At 75.8% G+C, this 22,944-nt stretch carries 19 protein-coding genes; 12 read left to right on the top strand and 7 right to left on the bottom strand.

Features of this window, described 5'->3' with window-relative positions:
* Positions 1-68 precede the first annotated feature (68 nt).
* From O7602_RS07230 to O7602_RS07215, 4 genes are all read right to left on the bottom strand, one after another.
* The gene (locus O7602_RS07230) at positions 69-3,449 is read right to left on the bottom strand and encodes an error-prone DNA polymerase (protein WP_281587439.1); all 3,381 of its coding nucleotides are present in this window, start codon (positions 3,447-3,449) and stop codon (positions 69-71) included.
* A gap of 132 nt (positions 3,450-3,581) precedes the next feature.
* Complete coding sequence (locus O7602_RS07225) at positions 3,582-5,270, bottom strand: DNA polymerase Y family protein (protein ID WP_281587438.1); 1,689 nt, start codon at positions 5,268-5,270, stop codon at positions 3,582-3,584.
* A 162-nt stretch (positions 5,271-5,432) separates the two neighbouring features.
* The gene (locus O7602_RS07220; RefSeq protein ID WP_281587437.1) at positions 5,433-6,188 is read right to left on the bottom strand and encodes a hypothetical protein; all 756 of its coding nucleotides are present in this window, start codon (positions 6,186-6,188) and stop codon (positions 5,433-5,435) included.
* A 169-nt stretch (positions 6,189-6,357) separates the two neighbouring features.
* On the bottom strand, positions 6,358-6,846 hold the full coding sequence (locus O7602_RS07215) for an SAV_6107 family HEPN domain-containing protein (protein WP_281587436.1): 489 nt from the start codon (positions 6,844-6,846) through the stop codon (positions 6,358-6,360).
* A gap of 544 nt (positions 6,847-7,390) precedes the next feature.
* On the opposite strand from O7602_RS07215, the gene O7602_RS07210 reads away from it, so the two are divergent.
* From O7602_RS07210 to crtI, 10 genes are all read left to right on the top strand, one after another.
* Positions 7,391-8,788 carry a ferredoxin reductase family protein gene (locus tag O7602_RS07210; protein ID WP_281587435.1) on the top strand — a complete coding sequence of 466 codons (1,398 nt, stop codon included), beginning with the start codon at positions 7,391-7,393 and terminating at the stop codon, positions 8,786-8,788.
* 20 nt (positions 8,789-8,808) lie between these two features.
* A complete protein-coding gene (locus O7602_RS07205; protein ID WP_281587434.1) occupies positions 8,809-9,327 on the top strand; it encodes an FMN-binding protein in 519 nt (172 codons plus the stop codon).
* Complete coding sequence (locus O7602_RS07200) at positions 9,324-10,121, top strand: FAD:protein FMN transferase (protein WP_281587433.1); 798 nt, start codon at positions 9,324-9,326, stop codon at positions 10,119-10,121. Before O7602_RS07205 ends, O7602_RS07200 begins: the two co-directional genes overlap by 4 nt.
* Before the next feature lie 36 nt (positions 10,122-10,157).
* Positions 10,158-10,928 (top strand): TetR/AcrR family transcriptional regulator, encoded by a 771-nt coding sequence (locus O7602_RS07195; protein WP_281587432.1) that lies wholly within the window; start codon positions 10,158-10,160, stop codon positions 10,926-10,928.
* Between the two features lie 263 nt (positions 10,929-11,191).
* Complete coding sequence (locus O7602_RS07190; RefSeq protein ID WP_281587431.1) at positions 11,192-11,680, top strand: YbaK/EbsC family protein; 489 nt, start codon at positions 11,192-11,194, stop codon at positions 11,678-11,680.
* Positions 11,677-12,408, top strand: coding sequence for a monooxygenase (locus O7602_RS07185; RefSeq protein ID WP_281587430.1), 732 nt, complete (start codon positions 11,677-11,679; stop codon positions 12,406-12,408). Before O7602_RS07190 ends, O7602_RS07185 begins: the two co-directional genes overlap by 4 nt.
* Positions 12,405-12,959 carry a GNAT family N-acetyltransferase gene (locus O7602_RS07180; protein WP_281587429.1) on the top strand — a complete coding sequence of 185 codons (555 nt, stop codon included), beginning with the start codon at positions 12,405-12,407 and terminating at the stop codon, positions 12,957-12,959. Before O7602_RS07185 ends, O7602_RS07180 begins: the two co-directional genes overlap by 4 nt.
* A gap of 56 nt (positions 12,960-13,015) precedes the next feature.
* A complete protein-coding gene (locus tag O7602_RS07175; RefSeq protein WP_281590182.1) occupies positions 13,016-13,858 on the top strand; it encodes a carotenoid biosynthesis protein in 843 nt (280 codons plus the stop codon).
* Positions 13,855-14,982: a glycosyltransferase family 2 protein gene (locus O7602_RS07170; RefSeq protein WP_281587428.1), complete on the top strand. Its 1,128-nt coding sequence runs from the start codon at positions 13,855-13,857 to the stop codon at positions 14,980-14,982. Before O7602_RS07175 ends, O7602_RS07170 begins: the two co-directional genes overlap by 4 nt.
* A gap of 12 nt (positions 14,983-14,994) precedes the next feature.
* Positions 14,995-16,482, top strand: a complete 1,488-nt coding sequence (gene crtI / locus O7602_RS07165; RefSeq protein WP_281587427.1) for a phytoene desaturase family protein — start codon at positions 14,995-14,997, stop codon at positions 16,480-16,482.
* 64 nt (positions 16,483-16,546) lie between these two features.
* Here crtI and O7602_RS07160 read toward each other — a convergent pair whose 3' ends face one another.
* Together O7602_RS07160 and metF are read right to left on the bottom strand one after the other, a co-directional pair.
* Positions 16,547-17,236, bottom strand: coding sequence for a CDP-alcohol phosphatidyltransferase family protein (locus O7602_RS07160; protein ID WP_281587426.1), 690 nt, complete (start codon positions 17,234-17,236; stop codon positions 16,547-16,549).
* A gap of 44 nt (positions 17,237-17,280) precedes the next feature.
* The gene (gene metF / locus O7602_RS07155; protein WP_281587425.1) at positions 17,281-18,198 is read right to left on the bottom strand and encodes a methylenetetrahydrofolate reductase [NAD(P)H]; all 918 of its coding nucleotides are present in this window, start codon (positions 18,196-18,198) and stop codon (positions 17,281-17,283) included.
* A gap of 900 nt (positions 18,199-19,098) precedes the next feature.
* Between metF and O7602_RS07150 the strand changes: the two genes are divergently transcribed.
* Positions 19,099-20,181, top strand: a complete 1,083-nt coding sequence (locus tag O7602_RS07150; protein ID WP_281587424.1) for a polyprenyl synthetase family protein — start codon at positions 19,099-19,101, stop codon at positions 20,179-20,181.
* A gap of 161 nt (positions 20,182-20,342) precedes the next feature.
* Here O7602_RS07150 and O7602_RS07145 read toward each other — a convergent pair whose 3' ends face one another.
* Positions 20,343-20,723 carry an Rv2175c family DNA-binding protein gene (locus tag O7602_RS07145; protein WP_281587423.1) on the bottom strand — a complete coding sequence of 127 codons (381 nt, stop codon included), beginning with the start codon at positions 20,721-20,723 and terminating at the stop codon, positions 20,343-20,345.
* 143 nt (positions 20,724-20,866) lie between these two features.
* Between O7602_RS07145 and pknB the strand changes: the two genes are divergently transcribed.
* Positions 20,867-22,852, top strand: a complete 1,986-nt coding sequence (gene pknB, locus O7602_RS07140; protein WP_281587422.1) for a Stk1 family PASTA domain-containing Ser/Thr kinase — start codon at positions 20,867-20,869, stop codon at positions 22,850-22,852.
* The last annotated feature ends 92 nt before the right edge of the window (positions 22,853-22,944 follow it).

Below are 22,944 nucleotides of genomic sequence, written 5' to 3'. Positions count from 1 at the left end.
CTCTGCCCACCCGTGTCCGGGAGTCTCCCGCGTCCGGCCCCGGGAAACCGTAATGTGGATCACTACGGTCAACGGAAATCCCGGGACGCCGGCGTGACGGGCGGCTCGATCGCGTCCAGCCGGTCCGCGGTGAGGTTCGTGACGCCCTCGTGCCGCTGCAACCGGCCCCGCACCACAAGTGCTCCGCTGGTGCGGGCGACTCGACGGTATCTCTGCCACAACCCCGGGGAGCAAGTGACATTGAGCATGCCGGTCTCGTCCTCCAGGTTGAGGAACGTGACCCCACCGGCGGTCGCCGGCCGCTGCCGGTGGGTGACGATCCCACCGACCCGGATCCGCTGCCCCGGCGGCACCTGACCGAGCCGGGCGATCGGCACCGCGCCCAGCGCGTCGAGCCGGTCCCGGATAAACCGGGCCGGGTGGCTCTCCGGGGACAGGCCGGTGGCCCAGACGTCGGCGACCAGTCGGTCCACCGCCGCCATGCCGGGCAGGGTGGGCGGGTCCGCGCCGGTCACCGTGCCGGGCAGCCGGCCGGGCCGGTCCTGCGCCGCCGCGCCGGCGGCCCAGAGGGCCTGCCGCCGGGTCAACCCGAAACAGGCGAAGGCGTCCGCGGTGGCCAGCGCCTCCAGCTGCGCGGCGGTGAGACCGACGCGGCGGGCCAGGTCCGGCATGTCCCGGTACGCCCCGTGCGCCGTCCGCTCCGTCTCGATCCGCTCGGCCACGTCCTCGCCGAGGGTACGGACGCTGCCCAACCCGAGGCGGACCGCCGGACCGCCCAGCCCCCAGGCGTGCGGCGGCTCCCCGGGCAGGCTGCCCCACCGGGTCTGCGGCGTCGACTCCAGCACCGCCTTGGCGCCGCTGGCGTTGATGTCCGGCCGGCGCACCTCCACGCCGTGCCGGCGGGCGTCCTCGGCGAGCGTCTGCGGTGAGTAGAAGCCCATCGGCTGGGCGTTGAGCAGCGCGGCCAGGAACGGTCCCGGGTGGTAGCGCTTGAGCCACGAGCTGGCGTACACCAGGTAGGCGAAGCTCATCGCGTGGCTCTCCGGGAAGCCGTAGCTGGCGAACGCGGTGAGCTTGCGGTAGACGTCGTCGGCCAGCTCACCGGTGATGCCCCGCTCGGCCATTCCGGCGTAGAGCCGGTCGGCGATCTGCGCCATCCGCTCCACCGAGCGTTTCGCCCCCATGGCCCGGCGCAACTGGTCGGCCCCGGCCGCGTCGAACCCGGCCAGGTCGATGGCGAGCTGCATGAGCTGCTCCTGGAACAGCGGCACGCCGAGCGTCTTCTCCAACGCGTTGCGCATCAGCGGGTGCGCGTACGTCACCGGCTCCTGGCCGTTCTTGCGCCTGATGTACGGGTGCACCGAGCCGCCCTGGATCGGGCCGGGACGGATCAACGCCACCTCCACCACCAGGTCGTAGAACTCGCGGGGCCGGAGCCGGGGCAGGGTCGCCATCTGCGCCCGGCTCTCCACCTGGAACACACCCACCGAGTCGGCCCGGCAGAGCATGTCGTAGACCTCGGGGTCGTCGAGCGTCATCCCGCCCAGGTCCAGGCTGGCTCCGATCAGGTCGTAGCCGTAGTGCAGCGCCGACAGCATGCCGAGGCCGAGCAGGTCGAACTTGACCAGGCCGACGGCCGCGCAGTCGTCCTTGTCCCACTGAAGCACGCTGCGGCCGGGCATCCGGCCCCACTCCACCGGGCACACCTCGATCACCGGCCGGTCGCAGATCACCATGCCGCCGGAGTGGATGCCCAGGTGCCGGGGAAACGTCTGCAACTCGTTCGCGTACGCGACCACCTGCTCGGGGATGTCCGCCACGTCGACCGCGGCGACCGAGCCCCACCTGTCGATCTGCTTGCTCCAGGCGTCCTGCTGGCCGGGCGAGAAACCGAACGCCTTGGCCACGTCCCGCACCGCCGACCGCGGCCGGTACGAGATGACGTTGGCGACCTGGGCGGTGTGCTCCCGGCCGTAGCGGGCGTACACGTGCTGGATCACCTCCTCCCGGCGGTCGGACTCGATGTCCACGTCGATGTCGGGCGGTCCGTCCCGTTCCGGGGCGAGGAAGCGCTCGAACAGCAGCCGGTGCCGGACCGCGTCCACGTTGGTGATGCGCAGCGCGTAGCAGACCGCCGAGTTGGCCGCCGACCCCCGGCCCTGGCAGTAGATGTCCTGCTCGCGGCAGAACATGACGATGTCGTAGACCACCAGGAAGTAGCCGGGGAAGCCCAGCTCGTCGATCATCCGCAGCTCGTGCTCCAGTTGCGCGTACGCCTCCGGGTGCGCCTCGGGCGGGCCGTAGCGCTCCCGGGCGCCGTCCATGGTCAGCTTGCGCAGCCAGCTCATCTCGGTGTGCCCGGCCGGCACCGGGTACGCCGGCAGCTGCGGCGCGACCAGGTGCAGGTCGAACGCGAGTTCCGCGCCGAACTCGGCGGCCCGCGCCACCGCCCCCGGGTACGCGGCGAACCGCGCCGCCATCTCCGCGCCGCTGCGCAGGTGGGCGGTCGCCGCGGCGGGCAGCCAGCCGTCGATCTCGTCGAGGCTGCGCCGGGCCCGGACCGCGGCCACGGTGGTGGCCAGCCGACGCCGACCCGGGGTGGCGTAGTGCACGTTGTTGGTGGCCACCGTGGGCAGCCCGGCCGCCGCGGCCAGGTCGGCGAGCGCGTCGTTGCGGTCGGCGTCCACCGGGTGACCGTGGTCGGTCAGCTCCACCGCCACCGTCTCCGCGCCGAACAGCGCGGTGAGCCGGTCCAGCTCCCGGGCCGCCGCGTCGACCCCGTCGGCGAGCAGCGTGGCCGGCACGTGCCCCTTGCGGCAGCCGGTGAGCACCAGCACGTGGTCGCGCAGCTCCTCGGCGATCTGCTCCAGCTCGCCGTAGACCGGGCGGCCCTTCTCCCCGCCGCGCAGCTGGGCCCGGGAGACGGTGGCGGCGAGACGCGCGTACCCCTCATGCCCGTGCGCGAGCACCAGCAGATGCCGGCCGAGCGGGTCGGGCTCGCCGTTCTGCGGACCGGGCAGCCCGAGGGACAGTTCCGCCCCGAAGATCGTCGGCAGCCGCAGCGCGCGGGCCGCCTCGGCGAAGCGCACCACGCCGTAGAAGCCGTCGTGGTCGGTGACGGCGAGCGCGGTGAGCCCCAGCCGGGCGGCCTCCTCGGCCATCTCCTCCGGGTGGCTGGCCCCGTCGAGGAAGCTGAAGTTGGAGTGCGCGTGCAGCTCCGCGTAGGGCACCGCGTCGTCCGGGCGGGCCAGCTCCGGCGGCCGGTATTCCTGGCGCTTGCGACTCCAGGCCGGCGAGTCACCGCCGTCGGCGTCGACCGCGAGCGGGTCGACCACGTGCAGGTGGCGCTCACCGTCGGCCCGCCCGCCGTCGGCCCGCCCACCCTCGGCCCGCCCGGAGAGCACCTGCTCCAGCTTCGACCAGGGCATCCTCGGATTGTGGAAGCTCACGCCGCGCTCCCCCACCCGGCGCCCGCCGAGATCTTGGAAGATTTCGGCCCCCCGAGGGGCCACGAGCTTCCAAGATCTTCCCTGCCGGCCCGCCGCGGCAGGGGGGCATACCAACGCGGCGCGGCACTCCGCTCAGTCATAGACGGCCTCCACCAGCCACTGCCCGCCCTCGACCGCGAGCAGCAGGGCCGTGCCGTCGGCCAGGCAGACCTGGAACCGGGCCCGGCGGCGAGCCTCGGCCGGCGCCCACCAGCGCTCGTCCACCGGCCACGGACCGGCCCATCCGGCGATCTCGGCCGGCCGGCCGGTGCCCACGGTCAGCCGGGCCGGCGCCGCGCTGACCGCCAGTCGGGCGCTCACCACGACCGGTTCCCCCGCCGAGTCGTGCACCTCGGCCGGCAGCGGGACGGGCAGGACCACGGCCGGTGCCGGCGGCGGGATCCGACCCGGCCACGGCGGCTCGGGCACCACCCTGACCCGGCCGGCCCGGCGACCGGCCCGCACCGCCATCCCGCCCGAATCGGCGGAACCGACCGGCGGGACGGGTGGGGTGACGCCCGGCGGCGGAAGGGCCGGCAGCGGTGGTGGGCCGGGGCGGGCGGGCACCCGCTCGTCGCCCCACGGGACCAGGCGCACCTGGTCGGCCGGGGAGCGCCCGCCGCCGAGGACGGCGGTGACCACCGCCTCGGGGCCGAGGATGCCCTGCACCCGGTGCAACGCGCGGTGCGCCCGCTCCCGCTCCGCGCCGGCCTCACCCCACAGGCCGGGTTGCAGACCAGCCTGGGCGAGCACGCCGTCCGGCACCAGCCGCAGCCGGATGATCCCGGCGGTCGGCCGGGTCGGGCGGGCCCCGCCCCGGCCGTTGCTGCCGGAGAGCCAGCCGTCGAGCTGCCAGCGGACCCGATCGGCGATGGCCGCCGCGGTGAGCAGGCCGTCGTGCCGCCACACCCGGTGCAGTTCCTGGCCGTGCGCGGTGACCGCCTCGATGCCGATCCGGGTGCAGGCCAGACCGTACGCGGCCAGCCGCTCGTGCAGGCTCTCGGCCAGCGTCCGGGCGGCGAACGCGGCGGCGTCGACCCGGTCGATCGGCTCGTCGTACTCGGCGGTGACAGTCAGGTCGGCGGGCGGCTGCCGGACGACCAGCGGACGGTCGTCCCGCCCCGCGGCGAGCCGGTGGGCCAACGCCCCGTCGAAACCGAACCGGGCCAGCACGTCCCCCGCGGGCAGCACGGCGAAGTCACCGAGGGTGCGTACGCCGAGCCGGCGCAGCAGGTCGGCCAGGGCGGGCCGGCCGAGCGCCTCGACCGGACGGCCGGCCAGGAACTCCGCGGTGCCGCCGGCGGGCACGATCTGCCCCTCCCGGGCCGCCAGCCCGGCCGCGAAGACCCCGTCGGCGATGCCGACCTGGCTCTCCACCGCGCAGCTCTGGGCCACATGCTCGACGATCCGCTCGGCCGCCGCCTCCTCGCCGCCGAGGTAGCGGCTCGGCCCCCGGGCGGCGGTGGCGCACGCGCCGGGTCGGATCACCTCGACCCCGGCGACCACCTCCTCGACGGCGGCCACCACCGGCTCGAACGCCCGCGCGTCCCGGCCGGGGTCGTGGTCGACGACGGTGAGCCGGGGGCAGCGTCCCTGCGCCTCCCGCCGGCGCAGCCCGCGCCGGATCCCCTCGGCCCGGGCCCGCTCGGAACAGGCGACCACCCGGTTGGCGTGCAGCACCACGACCGGGTCGGTGGCGGGCACCCCGTCGACGATCTCGGCGGCCAGGACGGGCCAGTCCGGACACCAGAGCAGCAGGGCACGCGGCGGGCCGCCGCTCACGGGCTCACCTCAGCTCGCGACTGCGGGGCTCGCAAACCCGGCTCACTCCTCACGCTCACGGAGCCCACCTCAGCTCGCGACTGCGGGGCTCGCAAACCCGGCTCACTCCTCGCGCTCACGGAGCCCACCTCAGCTCGCGACTGCGGGGCTCGCAAACCCGGCTCACTCCTCACGCTCACGCGAACCTCCCACCGGGGTCACCACGCGCAGCCGGCGGGCCGGGACGGTGGGTGGGACGGCGGGCCCGGTCGAGCGCGGGATCACCCGGGTCAGTTCGTCGCCGGGCAACCACACCTTGATCTCCTTGGGCCGGGCGGCAGCGCCCCGACCGCGGGCCGAGACGGTCACCTCGCGGCGGCGCAACCGACCGCGGCCCGGCCCGAGCCCCTGCCAGACGCCGCGAACCACCTGGAGCGTCACGTCCGCGCCGTCCCACCGGCCGTACGGGACCAGCACGCTGCCCCGCTGCCGGGCCCGGGCGGCCAGCCGGGCGGAGACCGAGGCGGAGACCGAGGTCGGCACGGCGGTGACCACCACGTCGATCCCGTCGATGAGCGCGGCCACGACGGTGGGCCACTCCGGCCCCGGGTCGGGCACGAGGGCGAGCCGGTCCAGCGCGATCCCGGCCTCCGCCGCCGCACCGGCCCCGAAGGTGGGTACGCCGACCACGGCGCACCACGAGCCGGCCCGGGACGCCTCGGCGAGCAGGGCGAGGATCAGCGAGGTGGCGCCGCTGTGCCGGGGCCGGCCGACGCCGACCGCGACGGTGCTGCCGCGCCGCAGCCCGCGGTTGGGCAGCAACCCGGTCAGCTCGGCCCGGACGGGAAGCACCCGGTGGCCGCCGGCCGGGTCGGGCGTGCTCGCCGGACGCACCAGCTCGGCCAGGGCGGCGGAACCGACCACCATGCGGCCCGCCATCGGACCAACCCCCCGTCGTGTTCTGCCCCGGGCCCGGCCCGTGGGTGGCGCTGTGGATCAGCAGTGCTGTGGATCGTGTGATGCGGTGGATCTGCGGTCGGCACGCGCGTGCCGTGGGGAGCGGCGCCCGGCCACCCGGGTCCCGCCGATGGCGGCCGGGCGCCACGACTCAGGCGGCGGCCGTCCCGCGACGCGGCACGGCAGCCAGGGGCCGGTGCAGGCCGTCGAGCGCCGGTTGGTGCGCCAGGCCGAGCGCGGACTCCACCACGGTCACGAACTGTTCGGCGCCGCGGAGCAGGTCGTCGGCCTCCCGGGCGGTGACCACCCGGGGGATGCCGGCCTCGGCGGCGGCCCGCTTGCTCGCGCCGGCGGCGAAGAGGGCGGCCCACTCGTCCAGCTCGGGGGCGACGGTGGCGAGCAGCACCCAGACACTGGTGACCCGGTTGCGCCGGGTCGGCGCGGGGCGGGCGCGGGCGGCGAGCACGGCAGCGGCGGCGCGCAGCGCCGCGAGGTGGGCGGCGGCATACCGGAGGCCGTCGGGGCGGGTGCGGGCGGCCTCGGCCAACCCGTCGCGGGCCACCACGAGCAGCTGAGCGGGGGTGCGGTGCGGCAGCACGTGCGCGGGCACCGTGGGCGCCTGGGCCGGACTGGTCGGCATGGGTCTCTCCTCCGCGTGTGGCCGGGGCGGGCGGTCGCGCGACGGGGAACCGTCGCCCGGTCGCCCGGAGCGGTCGGTGCGGAGGAAGACGCACCGGTGTTGGCGGCCGGCCGGGTGGGGACGCTTCCCCACACCCACACCCGGCCGGCGTGCCGGCGGGTCCGTCGCCCGCCACCCGGGGGTCGTGGGCGGCGGGCGACGACCTGCCAGATGGGCTCGGACTCGCGACGTCCGAAGCCCGGTGCGGCCCGCGGAGCCGCACCTTCCGGAAGCCGGTGCCGCGAAACACCGCTTCCGGAGCTTGCTGACGGTGTGCGACCCGATCGCGCGGGGACTGGATCAACCGCGACCGAATCGAACACTCGTTCTAACTGCCCTGACAGTACACCTCCCCGCCGACAAAAACGCAACGTGTGACGCACCGGAGACACGCCGGGTGGGCGACGCGATTCTCAGCCGGGGCACAGCCCCGGCAAAGGAGAACCGGAACTCACCGGCCCACGGTTTACCCCATGAGCGTCCGCCGTACCGAAAAGATCTTCCGGTGACCGCCGGCGTGGCCGGCCGACCGGCCGTACGCCCCGTCCCGCCGGCCGCTCCCACCTGGTGGGCCGACGTCGCCGGCAGTCTCGCGGTGCTCAGCCTGCTGGTCGTCACCGCCCTGTGGACCGCCGACCGCGGGGTGCAGGAGCTGCTGGCCGGCGCGGCCACCGGGCTCACCTCGCTCGGCCGGCTCGCCGGTCTGGTCAGCGCCGACCTGATGCTGATCCAGGTGGTGCTGATGGCCCGGGTGCCGCTGTTCGAGCGCCGCTTCGGCCAGGACCGGATCGCCCGCTGGCACCGACTCGCCGGCTTCGTCTCGTTCCACCTGCTCCTGGCGCACGTGCTGCTGACCGTCCTCGGGTACGCCGGCACCGCCCGTCAGGGAGTGCTCGCCGAGACCTGGGACCTGGTCCTCACGTACCCCGGAATGTTGCTGGCCACCGCGGCGCTGGCGCTGCTGGCGCTGGTGGTGGTGACCTCGGTCCGCGCGGCCCGGCGGCGGCTGCGCTACGAGTCCTGGCACCTGCTGCACCTCTACGCCTACCTGGGGGTCGCGCTGGCGCTGCCGCACCAGCTCTGGACCGGCGCCGACTTCCTCGCCTCGCCGCTCGCCCGCGCCTACTGGTGGACGGTCTACCTGCTGGCCCTGGCCAGCGTGCTGATCTGGCGGCTCGGCGTGCCGGCCTGGCGCTCGCTGCGGCACCGGGTCGAGGTGGCCGCGGTGGTGCCCGAGGCGCCCGGGATCACCTCGGTCTGGCTGCGCGGGCGGGACCTGCACCGGCTGCCGGTACGGGCCGGGCAGTTCCTGCTCTGGCGGTTCCTGGACGGCCCCGGCTGGTCCCGCGCCCACCCGTACTCGCTGTCCGCGCCGCCGCACGGGGACCTGATGCGGATCACGGTCAAGGACCTGGGCGACGGCAGTGCCCGGGTGGCCGCCCTGCGCCCCGGCACCCGGGTGCTGATCGAGGGGCCGTACGGGCGGCTCACCGGACAGCACTGGCGCGGCGGCGGGCTCACCATGCTGGCCTGCGGCGTCGGCCTCACCCCGCTGCTGGCGTTGCTCTGGGAGCTGCCGTACGCGCCCGGCCAGGCGGTGCTCGCCTACCGCGCGCGTACCGCTGATGACCTGGCCTTCCGCGACGAGCTGGACCGGCTGGCCGCCGAGCGCGGGCTGGTCGTGCACCACCTGGTCGGCCCGCGGGCGGCGCGGCCGTCCTGGCTGCCCGCGTACGCCGAGGGGCTGGCCGACGCCGAGGCGCTGCGCCGGCTCTCCCCCGACGTGGCCGGGCACGACGTCTTCCTCTGCGGGCCGGACGGCTGGGTCGACGCCGTCCGCGCCGCGACCCGCGCGGCCGGGGTGCCCGACGCGCACGTCCATCACGAACGCTTCGCCTGGTGACGGGCGCGAAGGGAGGATCCGTGCGACGGATCACCATCTGGCTGCTGTCCACCGTGACCGCGCTGGTGCTGCTGTTCAGCTACCGGACCAGCACCATGGGCGCGGGCGGGGAGACCAGCGCGGTCGCCACCGGCGGCGACCCGGGCGGCAGCTCGTGGAGCGGCAGCTCCGACCCCGCCGGCGGCGGCACCGGGCCCGAGGGCGGCACCGGGTCCGACGGCGGCACCGGGTCCGACGGCGGCAGCATCGGCGGCGGTGCGAGCGGCACGGCGACCGGATCGGTGGCGCAGACCCGATGGGGGCCGGTGCAGGTGCGGATCACCGTCTCCGGCGGGAAGATCACCGACGTGACGGCCGTCCGGGTGCCCGACGGCAACCGGCGGGACCGGGAGATCAACGACTACGCGGTGCCGATCCTGCGGCAGGAGGCCCTGACCGCGCAGAGCGCCCGGATCGACAGCGTCTCCGGCGCCACCGTCACCAGCGACGGCTACCGGGAGTCGCTCCAGTCCGCCATCGACGCGGCGCACCTGCGGTGAGCGGGCCGGACCGGCGGGCCTGGGTGGAGCAGGTGATGGGGCTGCCGATCAGCGTGCACCTGCGCGGCCCGCGGGTGCGTACCCGGGCGGTCGAGGAACGGGTGGCGCGGGTCTTCGCCGAGCTGCGCGCCGCCGACACGGTGTTCAGCACCTACCGTCCGGACAGCGTGCTGGGCCGCCTCCGGGGCGCGCCGCCCGGCCCGGCGGCCACCGCCGACCCGCTGGTACGCGAGGTGGCCGGGCTCTGCGAGGCGGCCCGCGCGCGTACCGGCGGACGGTTCGACGCCCGCCGGCTGCCGCTGCCGCTCGGTGGCCTCGGGTTCGACCCGTCCGGCCTGGTCAAGGGCTGGGCGGTGGAACGGGCCGCCCGGCACCTGACCGACCTGGACGGCCACGACCTGTGCCTCAACGCGGGCGGGGACGTACTGCTGCGGGCCGCGCCGGACCGGCCGGCCTGGCGGATCGGGATCGAGGACCCGGACCGGCCGGAGCGGATGCTCGACGTGGTCGAGCGGACCGGCGGCGCGGTCGCCACCTCCGGCACCGCGCGGCGCGGCACGCACATCACCGACCCGCGCGCGGGCCGGCCGGCCCAGGCCGTCCGGTCGGTCACCGTGGTCGGCCCGGACCTGCTCTGGGCCGACGTGTACGCGACCGCGGCCGTCGCCGGCGGCGCGGACGCGCCGGACTGGCTGGCCACCCTGGACGGGTACGCGGCCCTGCTGGTGACCGCCGACGGCCGGGTCCGGGCGACCCCGGGCTGGCCCGGGCGGGCCACCGTATCCTCTGCCTGACGGCGGACCCGGGCCGCCGGAGGTGGGAGGGCAACCGTGCGGGCCGGCGAGGTGGACAAGAAGCGGCTGTTCGAGCTGCTCTGGGGTATGCCGGCCGGGCCTCGGCGCGGGCCGCGCCCCACCCTGTCGCCGGCCGCCGTGGCCCGCGCCGGCATCGCCGTCGCCGACGCCGAAGGGCTCGACGGGTTGACCATGCAGCGGGTCGCCGAGACGCTGGGCGTCACCAAGATGGCGCTCTACCGCTATGTGCCGGGCCGGGCCGAGTTGGTCGCCCTGATGCTGGACGCGGCGCTGGGCGAGCCGCCACCGGTCGACGCCGGCTCGGACGCGGACGCCGGCTCGGACGCCGGACGGACCGCACCCGGCATTCCGTCGCCGGCCGGCGACGGGTGGCGCGTGCAGCTCGACGACTGGACCCGGCGGCTGGTCGAACGGTTCCGCCGGCACCCCTGGGCCGAGGCGGCGGCCGTGGGCGCCCGGCTGCCCGGGCCGAACGAGCTGTCCTGGGTGGAACGCGTCGTCGCCGCGCTCGCCGGCACCGGGCTCACCGCCCACGAGCGGCTCGACGTGGCGGCGCTGCTGGTCGGGCACGCCCGCAACCTGGCCGGCCTGCCACCCGACTCCGGCCGGGAGGCGGCGTTCGCCGCGCTGGTACGCGGTCGCGAGACCCGCTTCCCCGCCCTGGTCGCCGCCCTGACCGATCCCCCCGCCCCCACCGCATTCTCCCCCGACCCCACCCTGGACTTCGGCCTCACCCGCATCCTCGACGGCATCGAAGCCCTCATCACCACCCGCGCAACCCGTTGACCAGTGAGTGAGGGGGCCGGCCGGGCCGCTGAGGCGGGCCGCGCCAACCGGGTGATCAAGGAGTTTGCGTCATCACCGAGGTCGAACCTCGACGCAAACTCCTTGATCAAGCCCACAAGAGACGCCCTCGGGCCGAGGCGCGGCGATCATGAAGTTGACGGCCCCGACAGAGATCCACATCGCCGTCAACTTCATGATCGCCAGGGCGAGGGCGGGGGCGGGGTGGGGTGGGGTGGGAGAGGGGTGGGGGGAGAATGGGGGGCATGCAGCCACATCCGAATGTGCGGGCGGTGCAACTGGCGCTCGACGGGGCGGGGGCGCTCGACGGGTCCGACCGGGCCAGCGTCGTTCGTCTGCTGCCGGAGGCGGTGCACACCGCCGCCGCGGCGGCCGGGGCGCTCGGTGTCGACGTCGGCGCCATCGCCAACTCGCTTGTCTTCGACGCCGACGACGCGCCACTGCTCGTGCTCACCTCCGGCGCGCACCGGGTGGACACCGCCGGTCTGGCCGCCACGCTGGGCGTGACCCATCTGCGCCGGGCCAGCCCGGACTTCGTCAAGCGACACACCGGGCAGGTGATCGGCGGGGTCGCCCCGGTCGGCCATCCCGGGCCGTTGCGCACCGTCGTCGACACCGCCCTCGCCGGGTACGACGAGGTGTGGGCGGCCGGCGGCGTACCGCAGGCGGTGTTCCCCACCACGTACGCGGAACTGCTGCGGATCACCGGCGGCGCCCCGGCCGAGGTGGCGTGAACCCCGACCTGGTCACGCTGCACGTGTGGCGCGTACCCCGGCGGTCCCTGCCCGGGGCGCTGGCCCGGATGGCGACCCACCCGGCGCGGCTGCGCCGGCTGCCCGGCGTCCGCTTCGCCAAGCTGCTCGGCACCGGGACCGGCACCGGCTTCGGGCCGGGCGACGCCGACCTGACCCGCTGGGCCGCGCTCGTGGTCTGGGACTCCCCCGGCGCGGCGGCCGGCTTCGACGCCTCCCCGGTCGCCCGCTCCTGGGCCCGGATCGCCCACGCTGCCGTCCGGTTGGACCTGCGCCCGCTGACCAGCCGGGGCCGGTGGTCCGGGCACGAGCCGTTCGGCACGCCGACCGGCGGGCGGGTCACCGGGCCGGTGCTGGCGCTGACCCGGGCCCGGCTGCGGCCCCGCCGGGCGGCCACGTTCTGGCGGGCGATCCCGCCGGTCGCCGCCGAGCTGCACGCCGCGCCCGGCCTGCTCGCCCGGCTGGGGGTCGGCGAGGCGCCGCTGGGCTGGCAGGGCACGGTGAGCGTGTGGCGTGATCCGACGGACCTGGTCGCGTTCGCGTACCGTTCCCCCGAGCACCGCGCCGCGATCACCCGCACCCCCACCGAGGGCTGGTACGCGGAGGAACTGTTCGCGCGGTTCGCGGTGGGCGACGTGGTCGGCGACCGTACGGTGCTCGGCTGGGTCGCCGCCGAGGGCGACCCCGACTCGGCGAGAGGGAACGCATGAGGCTGGTGCGCTGGACGCCGGACGACCTGGTCCGGCGGCTGGACGACGTGGTGGCCGTCTACGGCGAGGCGATGGGTTACCGCGCCGACCTGTTGGAGGCCCGGCGCGGCTACATCGCCACCCACGTCCGACGGCCCGGGTTCCGCGCCGTCGCCAGCCTCACCTCGGAGGGGCACCTGGCCGGCTTCGGGTACGGCTATCTCGGCGCCACCGGCCAGTGGTGGCACGACCAGGTGCACCGGGCGTTGAAGGCGGAGGCCCGGCAGCGCTGGCTGGGCCACCCGTTCGAGGTGGTCGAGCTGCACGTCCGGCCGCCGGCGCAGGGGCACGGCCTGGGCGCCCGCCAGCTCCGGGCGCTGCTCACCATGGCCGAGGGCGACACCACGCTGCTGTCCACCCCGGAGGCGGACGAGCAGGCGTCGCGGGCCTGGCGGCTCTACCGCCGGTTCGGCTTCGTCGACGTGCTGCGTCACTTCCACTTCCCCGGTGACGAGCGGCCGTTCGGCGTGCTCGGCCGGGATCTGCCGCTGCCCGCGCCGGACCGGACGTGAGCGCGAGGAGCGAACCGGGCCTGCGGGCCCCGCGGTCGCGACCGGAAGGCGGCACGATCAGAGGCGCCCGGCTGCCCTGGGCGCTGCTGGCCGTGCTGGTCCTCGCCCAGATCTGCTACCCGCTCACCGGCGGCGCCACCCGGGCCGGGCTGACCGTGGCCACCGTGCTGCTCGGCTGGCTGCTCTCGGTTGGCCACGCGCTGCTCACCCGCGGCGCCCGGGCCGCCGCCGCGCTCGTCGCGGTCGCCACCGGCGGCGGGTTCGCGGTCGAGGCGCTCGGGGTGGCCACCGGGTTCCCGTTCGGCAGCTACGACTACTCCGGCGAGCTGGGCCCGAAGCTGGCCGGCGTGCCGCTGATCATCCCGCTGGCGTGGACGTGGATGGCGTGGCCGGCGTGGCTCACCGCGGTCCGGATCACCCAGGTGTTAAGCGGGGGCCCCGCCTCTACCAAAAACGTTAAGCGGGGCCCCCGCCTTGCGCTCGCGGCGGTGGGGTTGGCTGCGTGGGATCTGTTCCTCGATCCGCAGATGGTCGCCGAGGGGTACTGGACCTGGCTCGGCGGCGGCCCGGCGCTGCCCGGGTTGCCCGGCATCCCGGTCAGCAACTACCTCGGCTGGCTGGGCTTCGCGGTGCTGCTGGCCGCCGCGCTGCGCCCGCTCGCCGGGCCGTCCGTCGACCGGGTCGACCGCCGCGACGCCCCGATGTTCGCGCTCTACCTCTGGACGTACGCCTCAAGCGTGCTGGCGCACGCGGTCTTCCTCCGGCTGCCCGCGTCCGCGTTGTGGGGCGCGGCCGGGATGGCGGTGGCGGCGGTGCCGCTGGCGGTGGTGCTGTGGCGCGGTCGCCGCGACCGCGCCGGCGCCGACGCTCCCCCGCCCCGGGTCGACGCGCCGGCATGACCGCCGCCCTCGCGCTCGTGGTGGCCGTCGCCGCGCTCACCGGGCACACGCTCGTCAACGCGGTCGCCTGGCTGCGCCGCCCGGCCGCCGGCCCGGCCGAGGTGACCGAGGCGGTGGCGGTGCTGCTGCCGCTGCGCGACGAGGCCGACCGGGTCACCCCGTGCCTGCGCGCGCTGCTCGCCCAGCGCGGCGTACCCGGGCTGCGGATCGTGGTGCTCGACGACGGCTCCGGCGACGGCACCGCCGACGTGGTCCGCGCGGTGGCCGGCGCCGACCCGCGGGTCACGCTGCTCACCGGCGTCGCCCCGCCGCCCGGCTGGCTGGGCAAGCCGCACGCCTGCTGGCAGCTCGCCACCCGCGTCGACCCGGGCCCGACGGTGCTGGCCTTCGTCGACGCCGACGTGGTGCTCACCCCGTACGCGGTCGCGGCGGCGGTGACCGAGCTGCGCGCGGCGGGCGTGACGCTGCTGTCGCCGTACCCCCGGATCGTGGCGCGGACGGCGGCGGACCGGCTGGTGCAGCCGTTGTTGCAGTGGTTGTGGCTGACGTTCCTGCCGCTGCGGGCGATGGAACGCTCGCGGCGGCCGTCCCTCGCGGCGGCGGGCGGGCAGTTCCTGGTCGTGGACCGGGCCGGCTACCTGCGGGCCGGTGGGCACGCGGCGGTGGCCGACAAGGTGCTGGAGGACATCGAGCTGGCCCGGGCGGTGAAGCGGGCCGGCGGCCGGATCGCCCTGGCCGACGGCTCCCGGCTGGCGTCCTGCCGGATGTACGACGACTGGCCGCAACTGCGCGACGGCTACACCAAGTCGCTGTGGGCCACGTTCGGGCACCCGAGCGCCGCGGCCGTCGTGTTGGCGCTGCTGCTCCTGCTCTACACCGCGCCGCCGCTGCTGGCGGCCGGGGCGCTGGCGGCCGGCGCCCCGGTGGTGGCCGGCGCGGCGTTCGGCGCCTACCTGGCCGGGGCGGCCGGGCGGGTGGTCAGCGCCCGCGCCACCGGCGGGCGGGCCTGGCCCGACGCGCTGGCGCACCCCGTGTCGGTCGTGGTCCTCGGTTGGCTGACCGTCCGGTCGTACCATCTGCGGAAGCGACGCCGGCTCACCTGGCGGGGTCGCCCGGTCATCTAGGAGGGGCACGCCATGGCGCGCATCGTGGTCATCGGCGCCGGCGTGGGCGGCCTCGCCGTCGCCGCCCGGCTCGCGGTCACCGGGCACGAGGTCACCGTCCTGGAACGGGCCGGCACGGTCGGCGGCAAGCTCGGCCGGTACGCGCACCACACCGCGGAGGGGTCGTGGCGCTTCGACACCGGGCCGAGCCTGCTCACCCTGCCGCAGGTCTTCCACGACCTGTTCGAGGCCACCGGCGCGAAACTGGACGAATACCTCGACCTGGTGCCGCTGGACCCGATCGTGCGGCACGTCTTCCCCGGCGGCGGCCCCGCGCTTGACTCCTGCGCCGACCCGGACGAGTTCGCCGCCCGGATCGGCGCCGCGTTCGGCGACCGCTCCGCCGCCGACTGGCAGCGGCTGTGGCGCCGCGCCGAGCGGGTGTGGACGGCCTCGCACCGGGACATCCTGCGCCGCACCGTGGACTCGCCGCGCGACCTGGCCGCGCTGGCCTGGCGGCTGGGCGACCTCGCCGCCATCGCCCCCGGCCGCACGCTGCGCGGGCTGGGCCGCAGGCACCTGTCCGACCCGCGGCTGCGGATGCTGCTCGACAGGTACGCCACCTACACCGGCGCCGACCCGCGCCGCGCCCCGGCCGCGCTCGTCGCCGTCCCCTACGCCGAGCTGGCGTACGGCGGCTGGTATCTGCGCGGCGGGCTGGGCACGCTCGCCGACGCGCTGCTGTCCCGCTGCCTCGACCTCGGCGTGGTGGTGCGCACCGACGCGGCGGTCACCCGGATCGACGCCGCCGGCGGCCGGGTGCACGGGGTACGCGTCGCCGGGTCGGCCGCGCCGGTCCCGGCCGACGTGGTGGTGGCCAACACCGACGCGCTCACCGTCTACCGGGACCTGCTGCCGAACCCGCGCCGGCTGGCCGCGCTCACCGACCGCAGCCTGGCCGGTTTCGTGCTGCTGCTGGGCGTACGCGGTGACTCCGGGCTGGCCCACCACAACGTCTTCTTCCCCCGCGACTACGACGCCGAGTTCGACGCCGTCTTCGGTGACCCCGGTCGCGGCGTGCGGGCCCGTCCGGCGTCCGACCCGACCGTGTTCGTCACCGTGGCCGACGACCCGGCGGTCCGGCCGGACGGCCACGAGGCGTGGTTCGTGCTGGTCAACGCGCCCCGGCACGGCACCGCCGCGGACGCGGTGGACTGGCGGCGGCCGGGGCTGGCCGAGGCGTACGCGGGGCGGATCCTCGACGTGCTTGCCGAGCGGGGCGTGGACGTGCGGGACCGGCTGGTGTTCTCGGAGGTCCGCACCCCGGCCGACCTGGACGCGGCCACCGGCGCGCCGGGCGGGGCGATCTACGGCACCGCGGGCGGGCTGCTGCGCCCGGCCAACCGGGGCCCGGCCGCCGGGCTGTGGCTGGTCGGCGGGTCCACCCACCCCGGTGGCGGCCTGCCCATGGTGACCCTCTCCGCGGAGATCGTCGCCGCCGCCGTCGGGCCGGGGTGGTAAGGCGGGGCCCCCGCTTAACGTTTTCGGTAGAGGCGGGGCCCCCGCTTAACACCCGTCGGGCGGGTCAGCCGGCGTCGACGAGCGCGCGGCGGACCGCGGAGAGCAACTGGCCGAGGCCGAAGCCGGCGAGCAGCACCCACACCGTGGTGGCCATGGTGACGGTGCCGGCGGTCAGGTCGACGTCGATCAGGCCGGTGAGCCCGGCGACCAGCAGCCCGACCAGGGCCACGCACACCCGGGTGGGCCGCTCCCCCACGGTCACCGCGCCGATCTCGCGCATCCCCGCCGACACGGACCGGGCCCGCACGTACTCGTGCAACCAGGACAGGCCGCCGGCCGCGGCGACCAACGCGCCGGGCGCGCCGAGCAGCCAGAACGCGATCAGCCACGCCACCTCGCCGAGCCGGTCGGCGACCGAGTCGTAGACGTAGCCCAGCCGGGTGGTCCGTCCGGTGGCCACCGCCACCGCGCCGTCGACGCTGTCCGCCACGGCGGCCAGCAGCACGAACAACGCGCCCAGGAACGGCCCGTCGCCGGCCCGACCCACGAGCAGGGGTACGCAGAAGCAGAGCAGCACCCCGAACACGGTCACCGCGGTCGGGCCGACCCGCAGCCGACCCAGGACGAAACCCACGTGGTACGCGAAGCGCAGCCAGGCGCGCACCACGGGCGCGGCGCTACGGGGATCGAACCCACCGTGCAGCCGCGCCCACGCGGTCGCGTACTGGTCCCAGTTCAGCTGTGTGCCCACCACCGGTCAACCGTAGAAGGGCGGCGCGGGTGTCGTGTGGCGGGTGGTCACACCCGCGCGTCGGCCCGCAGGAACTGCCACACCTCGCGGGTCGCGGTGGACCGGTTGAGCGTGATGAAGTGGATCCCGGGCACGCCCTCGTCCAACAGCTTCGCGCACATCTCGCCGGCCTGCTCGACGCCGAGCCGGTGGACCGCCCCGGGGTCGTCGGCCACCCGCTCGAACCGCTCGGCGAGCGCGGTCGGGAACGGCGCGCCGGAGAGCTGCACCGAGCGCGCGATGGTGCCGATCTGGGTCACCGGCATCACCCCGGCGAGGATCGGGGTGTCGCAGCCGGCGGCGGCGACCCGGTCCCGCAGCCGCAGGTAGTCGTCGGCGTCGAAGAACATCTGGGTGATCGCGAACTCCGCGCCGGCCCGGCACTTGCGGACGAAGTGCGCGGTGTCGCTGGCCACGTCCGGCGAGCGCGGATGCTTGTACGGGAAGGCGGCCACCCCGACGCTGAAGTCTCCGCTGTCCCGCACCAGCCGGACCAGATCCTCGGCGTAGCGGACGCCCTCGGGATGCGTGATCCACTCGCCGCCCGGGTCACCCGGCGGGTCACCCCGCACGGCCAGCACGTTACGCACCCCGACCGAGGCCAGCCGGCCGATCACGTGCCGCAGCTCGGCGACCGAGTGGTTGACCGCGGTGAGGTGCGCCATCGGCAGCAGGGTGGTCTCGGTGGCGATCCGCTCGGTCACCGCGACCGTGGTGTCCCGGGTCGAGCCGCCCGCGCCGTACGTGATCGAGACGAACGAGGGACGCAGCGACTCCAACTCCCGGATCGCCTGCCAGAGCAGCTTCTCCCCGGCGGCGGTCTTCGGCGGGAAGAACTCGAACGAGAAGGTCGGGCGGCCGTCACGGATCAACTCCCCGATCGCCGGCTGCGGGTTGGGGAGGACCGAGGGAAGACCGAGCGCCACAGACCGACTGTAGCCGCACCGGGGCGGCACGCCGAGACCGTTCCCAGCCCGCGAGCGGTCCGGCCGGGACGTCGTACCCCGGGATCGGAAACGACGACGCGGTCCGGCCGGGACGTCGTACCTCCGGGGTAGAAACGACGCCAGCGCGGTGGGGCGGCCGACGGCCGGCCCCGGGGTCCCGCGCGGGGGTCGCCACGACAGCGACGCGCCGGCGCGCACGGCCGGGCGTCACCGCCCGCGTCCCCGCTCCGGAGGTCCCGATGATGTCGCCCGCGCCGTCCGTCGCCCGCCCGCTCGGGCCGCTCCTGGCCGAGCTGCGCGCTGCCCGTGGCTGGAGCCAGCGGCGGGTCGCCGCCGAGCTGTGCGCCGCCTCCGGCGTGCCCACCCTCACCCGACACGAGATATCCCGGTGGGAACGCCAGCTCCGGCTCCCCGGCGACTTCTGGTCCGCCTGGTTGGCGCGGGTCCTCGGGACGCCGGTCGAGCTGATCGCCGACGCCACCGCACGCAGTCGTCGGCTGCGCCGCAGGCAGGCCGGTCGCTCAACCGGGCCGACCGCCGGACCCGCTCGGGTCGCGGGGCTGCCCGACCCGGCCACCGGGCCCGTCCACGCCCTCACCCGGGCCGCGAGGACGCCCGTCCCGGCCACCGGGTCCGTCCACGCCCTCACCCGGGCCGCGAGGACGCCCGTCCCGGCCGCCGTCGCCGTCACCAGGGCCGCGGGGCGTCCGGGCCGGCCGGCCGACGCCGATCCGGGTCACCCGCGGCCACCCACCCGCGCCGGCCGCTCCCCGCGTCGGTGTGGTCCCGAGGCGAGGCCGACGCGGGCCGTTCCGGGGCGGACGGCGCGCCGGGGGCGGCGACGGGGCGTGTCCGGCCGGGACCGACTAGCGTCGTGGCGTGACCCACGCTGCTCCCGTCTCCCCGGTCGACCGCGCCGGCCTGCGCCAGCGGATCGACAAGGCGCTCACCGAGTTCCTCGCCGGCCAGCGCGCCCGGCTGACCGCCGTCGACGACGGCCTGCTGCCGGTCGCCGAGGCGATCGAGGCGTTCGTGCTCGGTGGCGGCAAGCGGCTGCGGCCGGCCTTCGGCTACTGGGGTTACCGGGGTGCCGGCGGGATCGATTCCGACCAGGTCGTCGCCACCCTGGCCGCGTTGGAGTTCGTGCAGGCCAGCGCGCTGATTCACGATGATCTGATGGACCGGTCGGACACCCGGCGGGGCGAGCCTGCGGTGCACCGGCGGTTCGCCGCCCGGCACCGTGACGCCGGGTGGGGCGGCGACGCCGGCTCCTTCGGCGACGCCGCCGCGATCCTGCTGGGCGATCTCTGCCTGGTGTGGTCCGACGAGTTGCTGCACTCCGCCGGCCTGGCCCCGGCGACGGTGGCGCGGGCCCGACCGGTCTTCGACGAGATGCGCACCGAGGTGACCGTCGGGCAGTACCTGGACGTGCTGACCCAGGCCACCGGCGACACCTCGCTCGACCGGGCCGGGAAGGTGGCCCGGTACAAGTCGGCGAAGTACACCGTCGAGCGTCCGCTGCTGCTGGGCGCCGCGCTGGCCGGCGCGCCGGCCGAGGTGCACGCGGCCTACTCGGCGTACGGGCTGCCGCTGGGTGAGGCGTTCCAGCTCCGCGACGACGTGCTGGGCGTGTTCGGCGACCCGGCGCGCACCGGCAAGCCGGCCGGCGACGACCTGCGCGAGGGCAAGCGGACGTACCTGGTGGCGGCGGCCCTGGAGACGCTCGACCCGGCCGGCCGGGAGCTGCTGCTGGGCGGCCTCGGCACGTCGGATCTGGACGCCGCCGGGGTGACCCGGCTGCGCGAGCTGATCACCGCGAGCGGCGCGTTGGAGCGCACCGAGCGCCGGATCGCCACGCTCACCGAGGGCGCGCTGGCCGCGTTGACCGCCGTCGACCTGGACACCGAGGCCCGCCAGGCCCTGGTCGACCTGGCCATCGCCGCCACCCGCCGCACCGACTGACCCCCACCCCGCCCACGCACGCCCCCACCCCGCCCACGCACGCCCCCGCCCCGCCCTCCCGCGACCGGTCGATCATGAAGTTGGCGGCTGAGTTGATCTCCAATCGTGCCGTCAACTTCATGATCAGCGGGCGGGGAGACCGGGGCGGGGGTGGGGGTGGGTCAGAAGGCGGTGGCCTGTGCTCGGCGCTTGACCTCGCGGGCCAGGTCACCGGCGAGCGCGGCGGCCGGGGTGCCGGGCAGGCTCGGGTCCTCCCGGTACAGCCAGCGCAGCGCCTCGTCGTCGTCGTAACCGGCGTCGGCGAGCAGGTTGAGCACGCCGGGTAGGTGCTTGAGCACGTTGTGGTTGGCCACCAGGTCGGCCGGGATCCGGCGGACGCCGTCGCGGCGCACCGCGAGCAGCTCGCGGTCCCGGATCATCTGGTGCACCTTGCTGATCGACAGGTCGAGGCGCTCGGCCACGTCCGGCAGGGTCAGCCAGCCGGCCGGGTCGGCCGGTCCGGGCAGGTCGGCGCCGGCCTCGGCGGGTACGGAATCGGTCACCCGACCACCCTGCCACGTGCCCGCCGCGCCGGGTGCACGGCACCCCCGGACCCGCCGGTGGAGCGTGGTGGCCCACCGGTGTCGGAACCCGGCGGTAGCATCCTGTTCATCCTTTGCCGCTCCGACACATAGACTGCCTGCCGATGGACACACAGGTCGCCGACACGTTGCTTGGCTCGCTTATCGACGGGCGCTACCGCATCCGCGGTCGCGTGGCCCGTGGCGGCATGGCGACCGTCTACACCGCCACCGACGAGCGCCTGGAACGCACGGTGGCGGTCAAGATCATTCATCCGACCCAGGCGCCCCAGGCGCGGGCCCGGACGGCCGGCTTCGTCGAGCGTTTCACCGACGAGGCCAAGACCATCGCCCGGCTCACCCACCCGAACGTGGTCGCGGTCTACGACCAGGGCATCCACGCCGGCCTTCCCTATCTGGTGATGGAGTACGTCCGCGGCCGCACGCTGCGCGACGTGCTCGCCGAGCGGCGACGGCTCGACCCGGAGGAGGCGCTCGCGATCGCCGAGCAGATGCTCGCCGCGATCGCCGCCGCGCACCGGGCCGGGCTCGTGCACCGCGACGTCAAGCCGGAGAACGTGCTGGTCGCCGAGGCGCCCGCCGGCGGCCGAGGCGACCTGGTCGACAGCGTGGTCAAGGTGGCCGACTTCGGGCTGGCCCGCGCCGTCGAGGCCAGCGCCGAGGAGGAGAACGGCAACCAGCTCATGGCGACCGTGGCGTACGTGGCGCCGGAGCTGGTCACCCAGGGCCACGCGGATCCGCGCACCGACGTCTACTCCGCCGGCATCGTGCTGTTCGAGATGCTCACCGGCCGGGTGCCCTACGACGGTGACCGTCCGGTGGAGGTCGCCTGGCAGCACGTCGACCGCGACGTGCCGGCGCCGTCCACCCTGGTCCCGGCGTTGCCGCCGGCCCTCGACGCGCTCGTCGCCCACGCCACCCGGCGTGATCCGGCGGCCCGTCCGGCCGACGCCGGAGCGCTGCTGACCGAGGTTCAGACGGCCCACGAACAGCTGGGCAATCCGCACGCGCACACCGCCGTACTGCGCCAGATCGGCGACGACACGTCGGTGCTGAGCCAGCCGACGCAGGTGGTGGCCGCGCTCCGCCCGGCCGAGCGGCCGGCCTGGGCCCGGCTGCCCGAGGGCGGTGGTGGGCAGCGCCCGCACCGACGCCGCGCCGAAGAGCCGGAGGGGCCGGGCGCCCGGCTGGCCGCCCTGCGTACCCGGGTCATGGGCTCACCGCGCGGCCGGCTGGCGGTCGCCGCGGTGGTCGTGGTGCTCGGCCTGGTGGCCGCCGGCGGTGGCTGGTGGTTCGGGGTGGGCCGATACACGGTCGCGCCGCAACTGGTGAGCCTGACCAAGGCCGACGCGGAGGCGCAGGCCCAGCGCGGCGGGTTCACGCTGCGCTACGCCGATCCCCGCTACGACGAGAAGGTGCCCAAGGACACCGTGCTCGGGCAGACGCCGGGGTCGGCCGCCCGGATCGTCAAGGGCGGCACCATCACCCTGACGCTGTCGCTCGGCCCGGAGCGGCTGCCGGTGCCGGACGTGGTGGGCAAGGACTACGAGCTGGCCCAGGCCGAGCTGACCGATGCCAAGCTGGCGCCGGCCAAGGGCTCCTCCCGGTACGACGACGCGCTGCCCGCGGGCGTGGTGCTGGCCACCGACCCGAAGGTGGGCACGGTGGTCAAGCCCGGGTCGAAGGTGACGCTGATCCTCAGCAAGGGTCGTGCCCCGGTGACCGTGCCCAACCTGGTCGGCAAGAGCCTCAACGAGGCGCGGGGCATCCTCGGGCAGCTCGGGCTGAAGGCGGAGGAGAACTTCAAGGAATCCGACAAGCCGAAGGACGAGATCCTCGGCCAGAGCCCGGCCGACGGCACCGGCGTGGAGAAGGGCGCCAAGGTCAAGCTGGAGATCAGCAAGGGCCCGCCCCAGGTGACCGTCCCCCGGGTGATCGACATGCCGTGCCAGCAGGCCAAGCAGACGCTGGAGAGCCAGGGGTTCCCGGTCAACGTCCAGCTCAACCCGAACGGCACCGTCAAGCTCCAGAACCCGCCCGAGAACACTCCGGTGCCGCCGGGCACCACGGTCACGGTGACCTGCCTGTGAGCGCGAGGAGTGAGCCGGCCTTGCGAGCCCCGCAGTCGCGAACGAAGACGGACCCGTGAGCGCGAGGAGTGAGCCGGCCTTGCGAGCCCCGC

Origin of the sequence: Micromonospora sp. WMMD1128 (assembly GCF_027497235.1) — a bacterium.
In the GTDB taxonomy this organism is placed as follows: domain Bacteria; phylum Actinomycetota; class Actinomycetes; order Mycobacteriales; family Micromonosporaceae; genus Micromonospora.
The sequence above is the reverse complement of the archived record's forward strand: the minus strand, read 5'-3'. Positions and strand labels throughout refer to the sequence as shown.

Coding starts and splice junctions, on each gene's coding strand:
- O7602_RS07220 (WP_281587437.1), bottom strand. CDS start 6,188: ATGGCGGGCCGCATGGTGGTCGGTTCCGCCGCCCTGGCCGAGCTGGTG.
- O7602_RS07215 (WP_281587436.1), bottom strand. CDS start 6,846: ATGCCGACCAGTCCGGCCCAGGCGCCCACGGTGCCCGCGCACGTGCTG.
- O7602_RS07190 (WP_281587431.1), top strand. CDS start 11,192: ATGCAGCCACATCCGAATGTGCGGGCGGTGCAACTGGCGCTCGACGGG.
- O7602_RS07180 (WP_281587429.1), top strand. CDS start 12,405: ATGAGGCTGGTGCGCTGGACGCCGGACGACCTGGTCCGGCGGCTGGAC.
- O7602_RS07170 (WP_281587428.1), top strand. CDS start 13,855: ATGACCGCCGCCCTCGCGCTCGTGGTGGCCGTCGCCGCGCTCACCGGG.
- crtI (WP_281587427.1), top strand. CDS start 14,995: ATGGCGCGCATCGTGGTCATCGGCGCCGGCGTGGGCGGCCTCGCCGTC.
- pknB (WP_281587422.1), top strand. CDS start 20,867: ATGGACACACAGGTCGCCGACACGTTGCTTGGCTCGCTTATCGACGGG.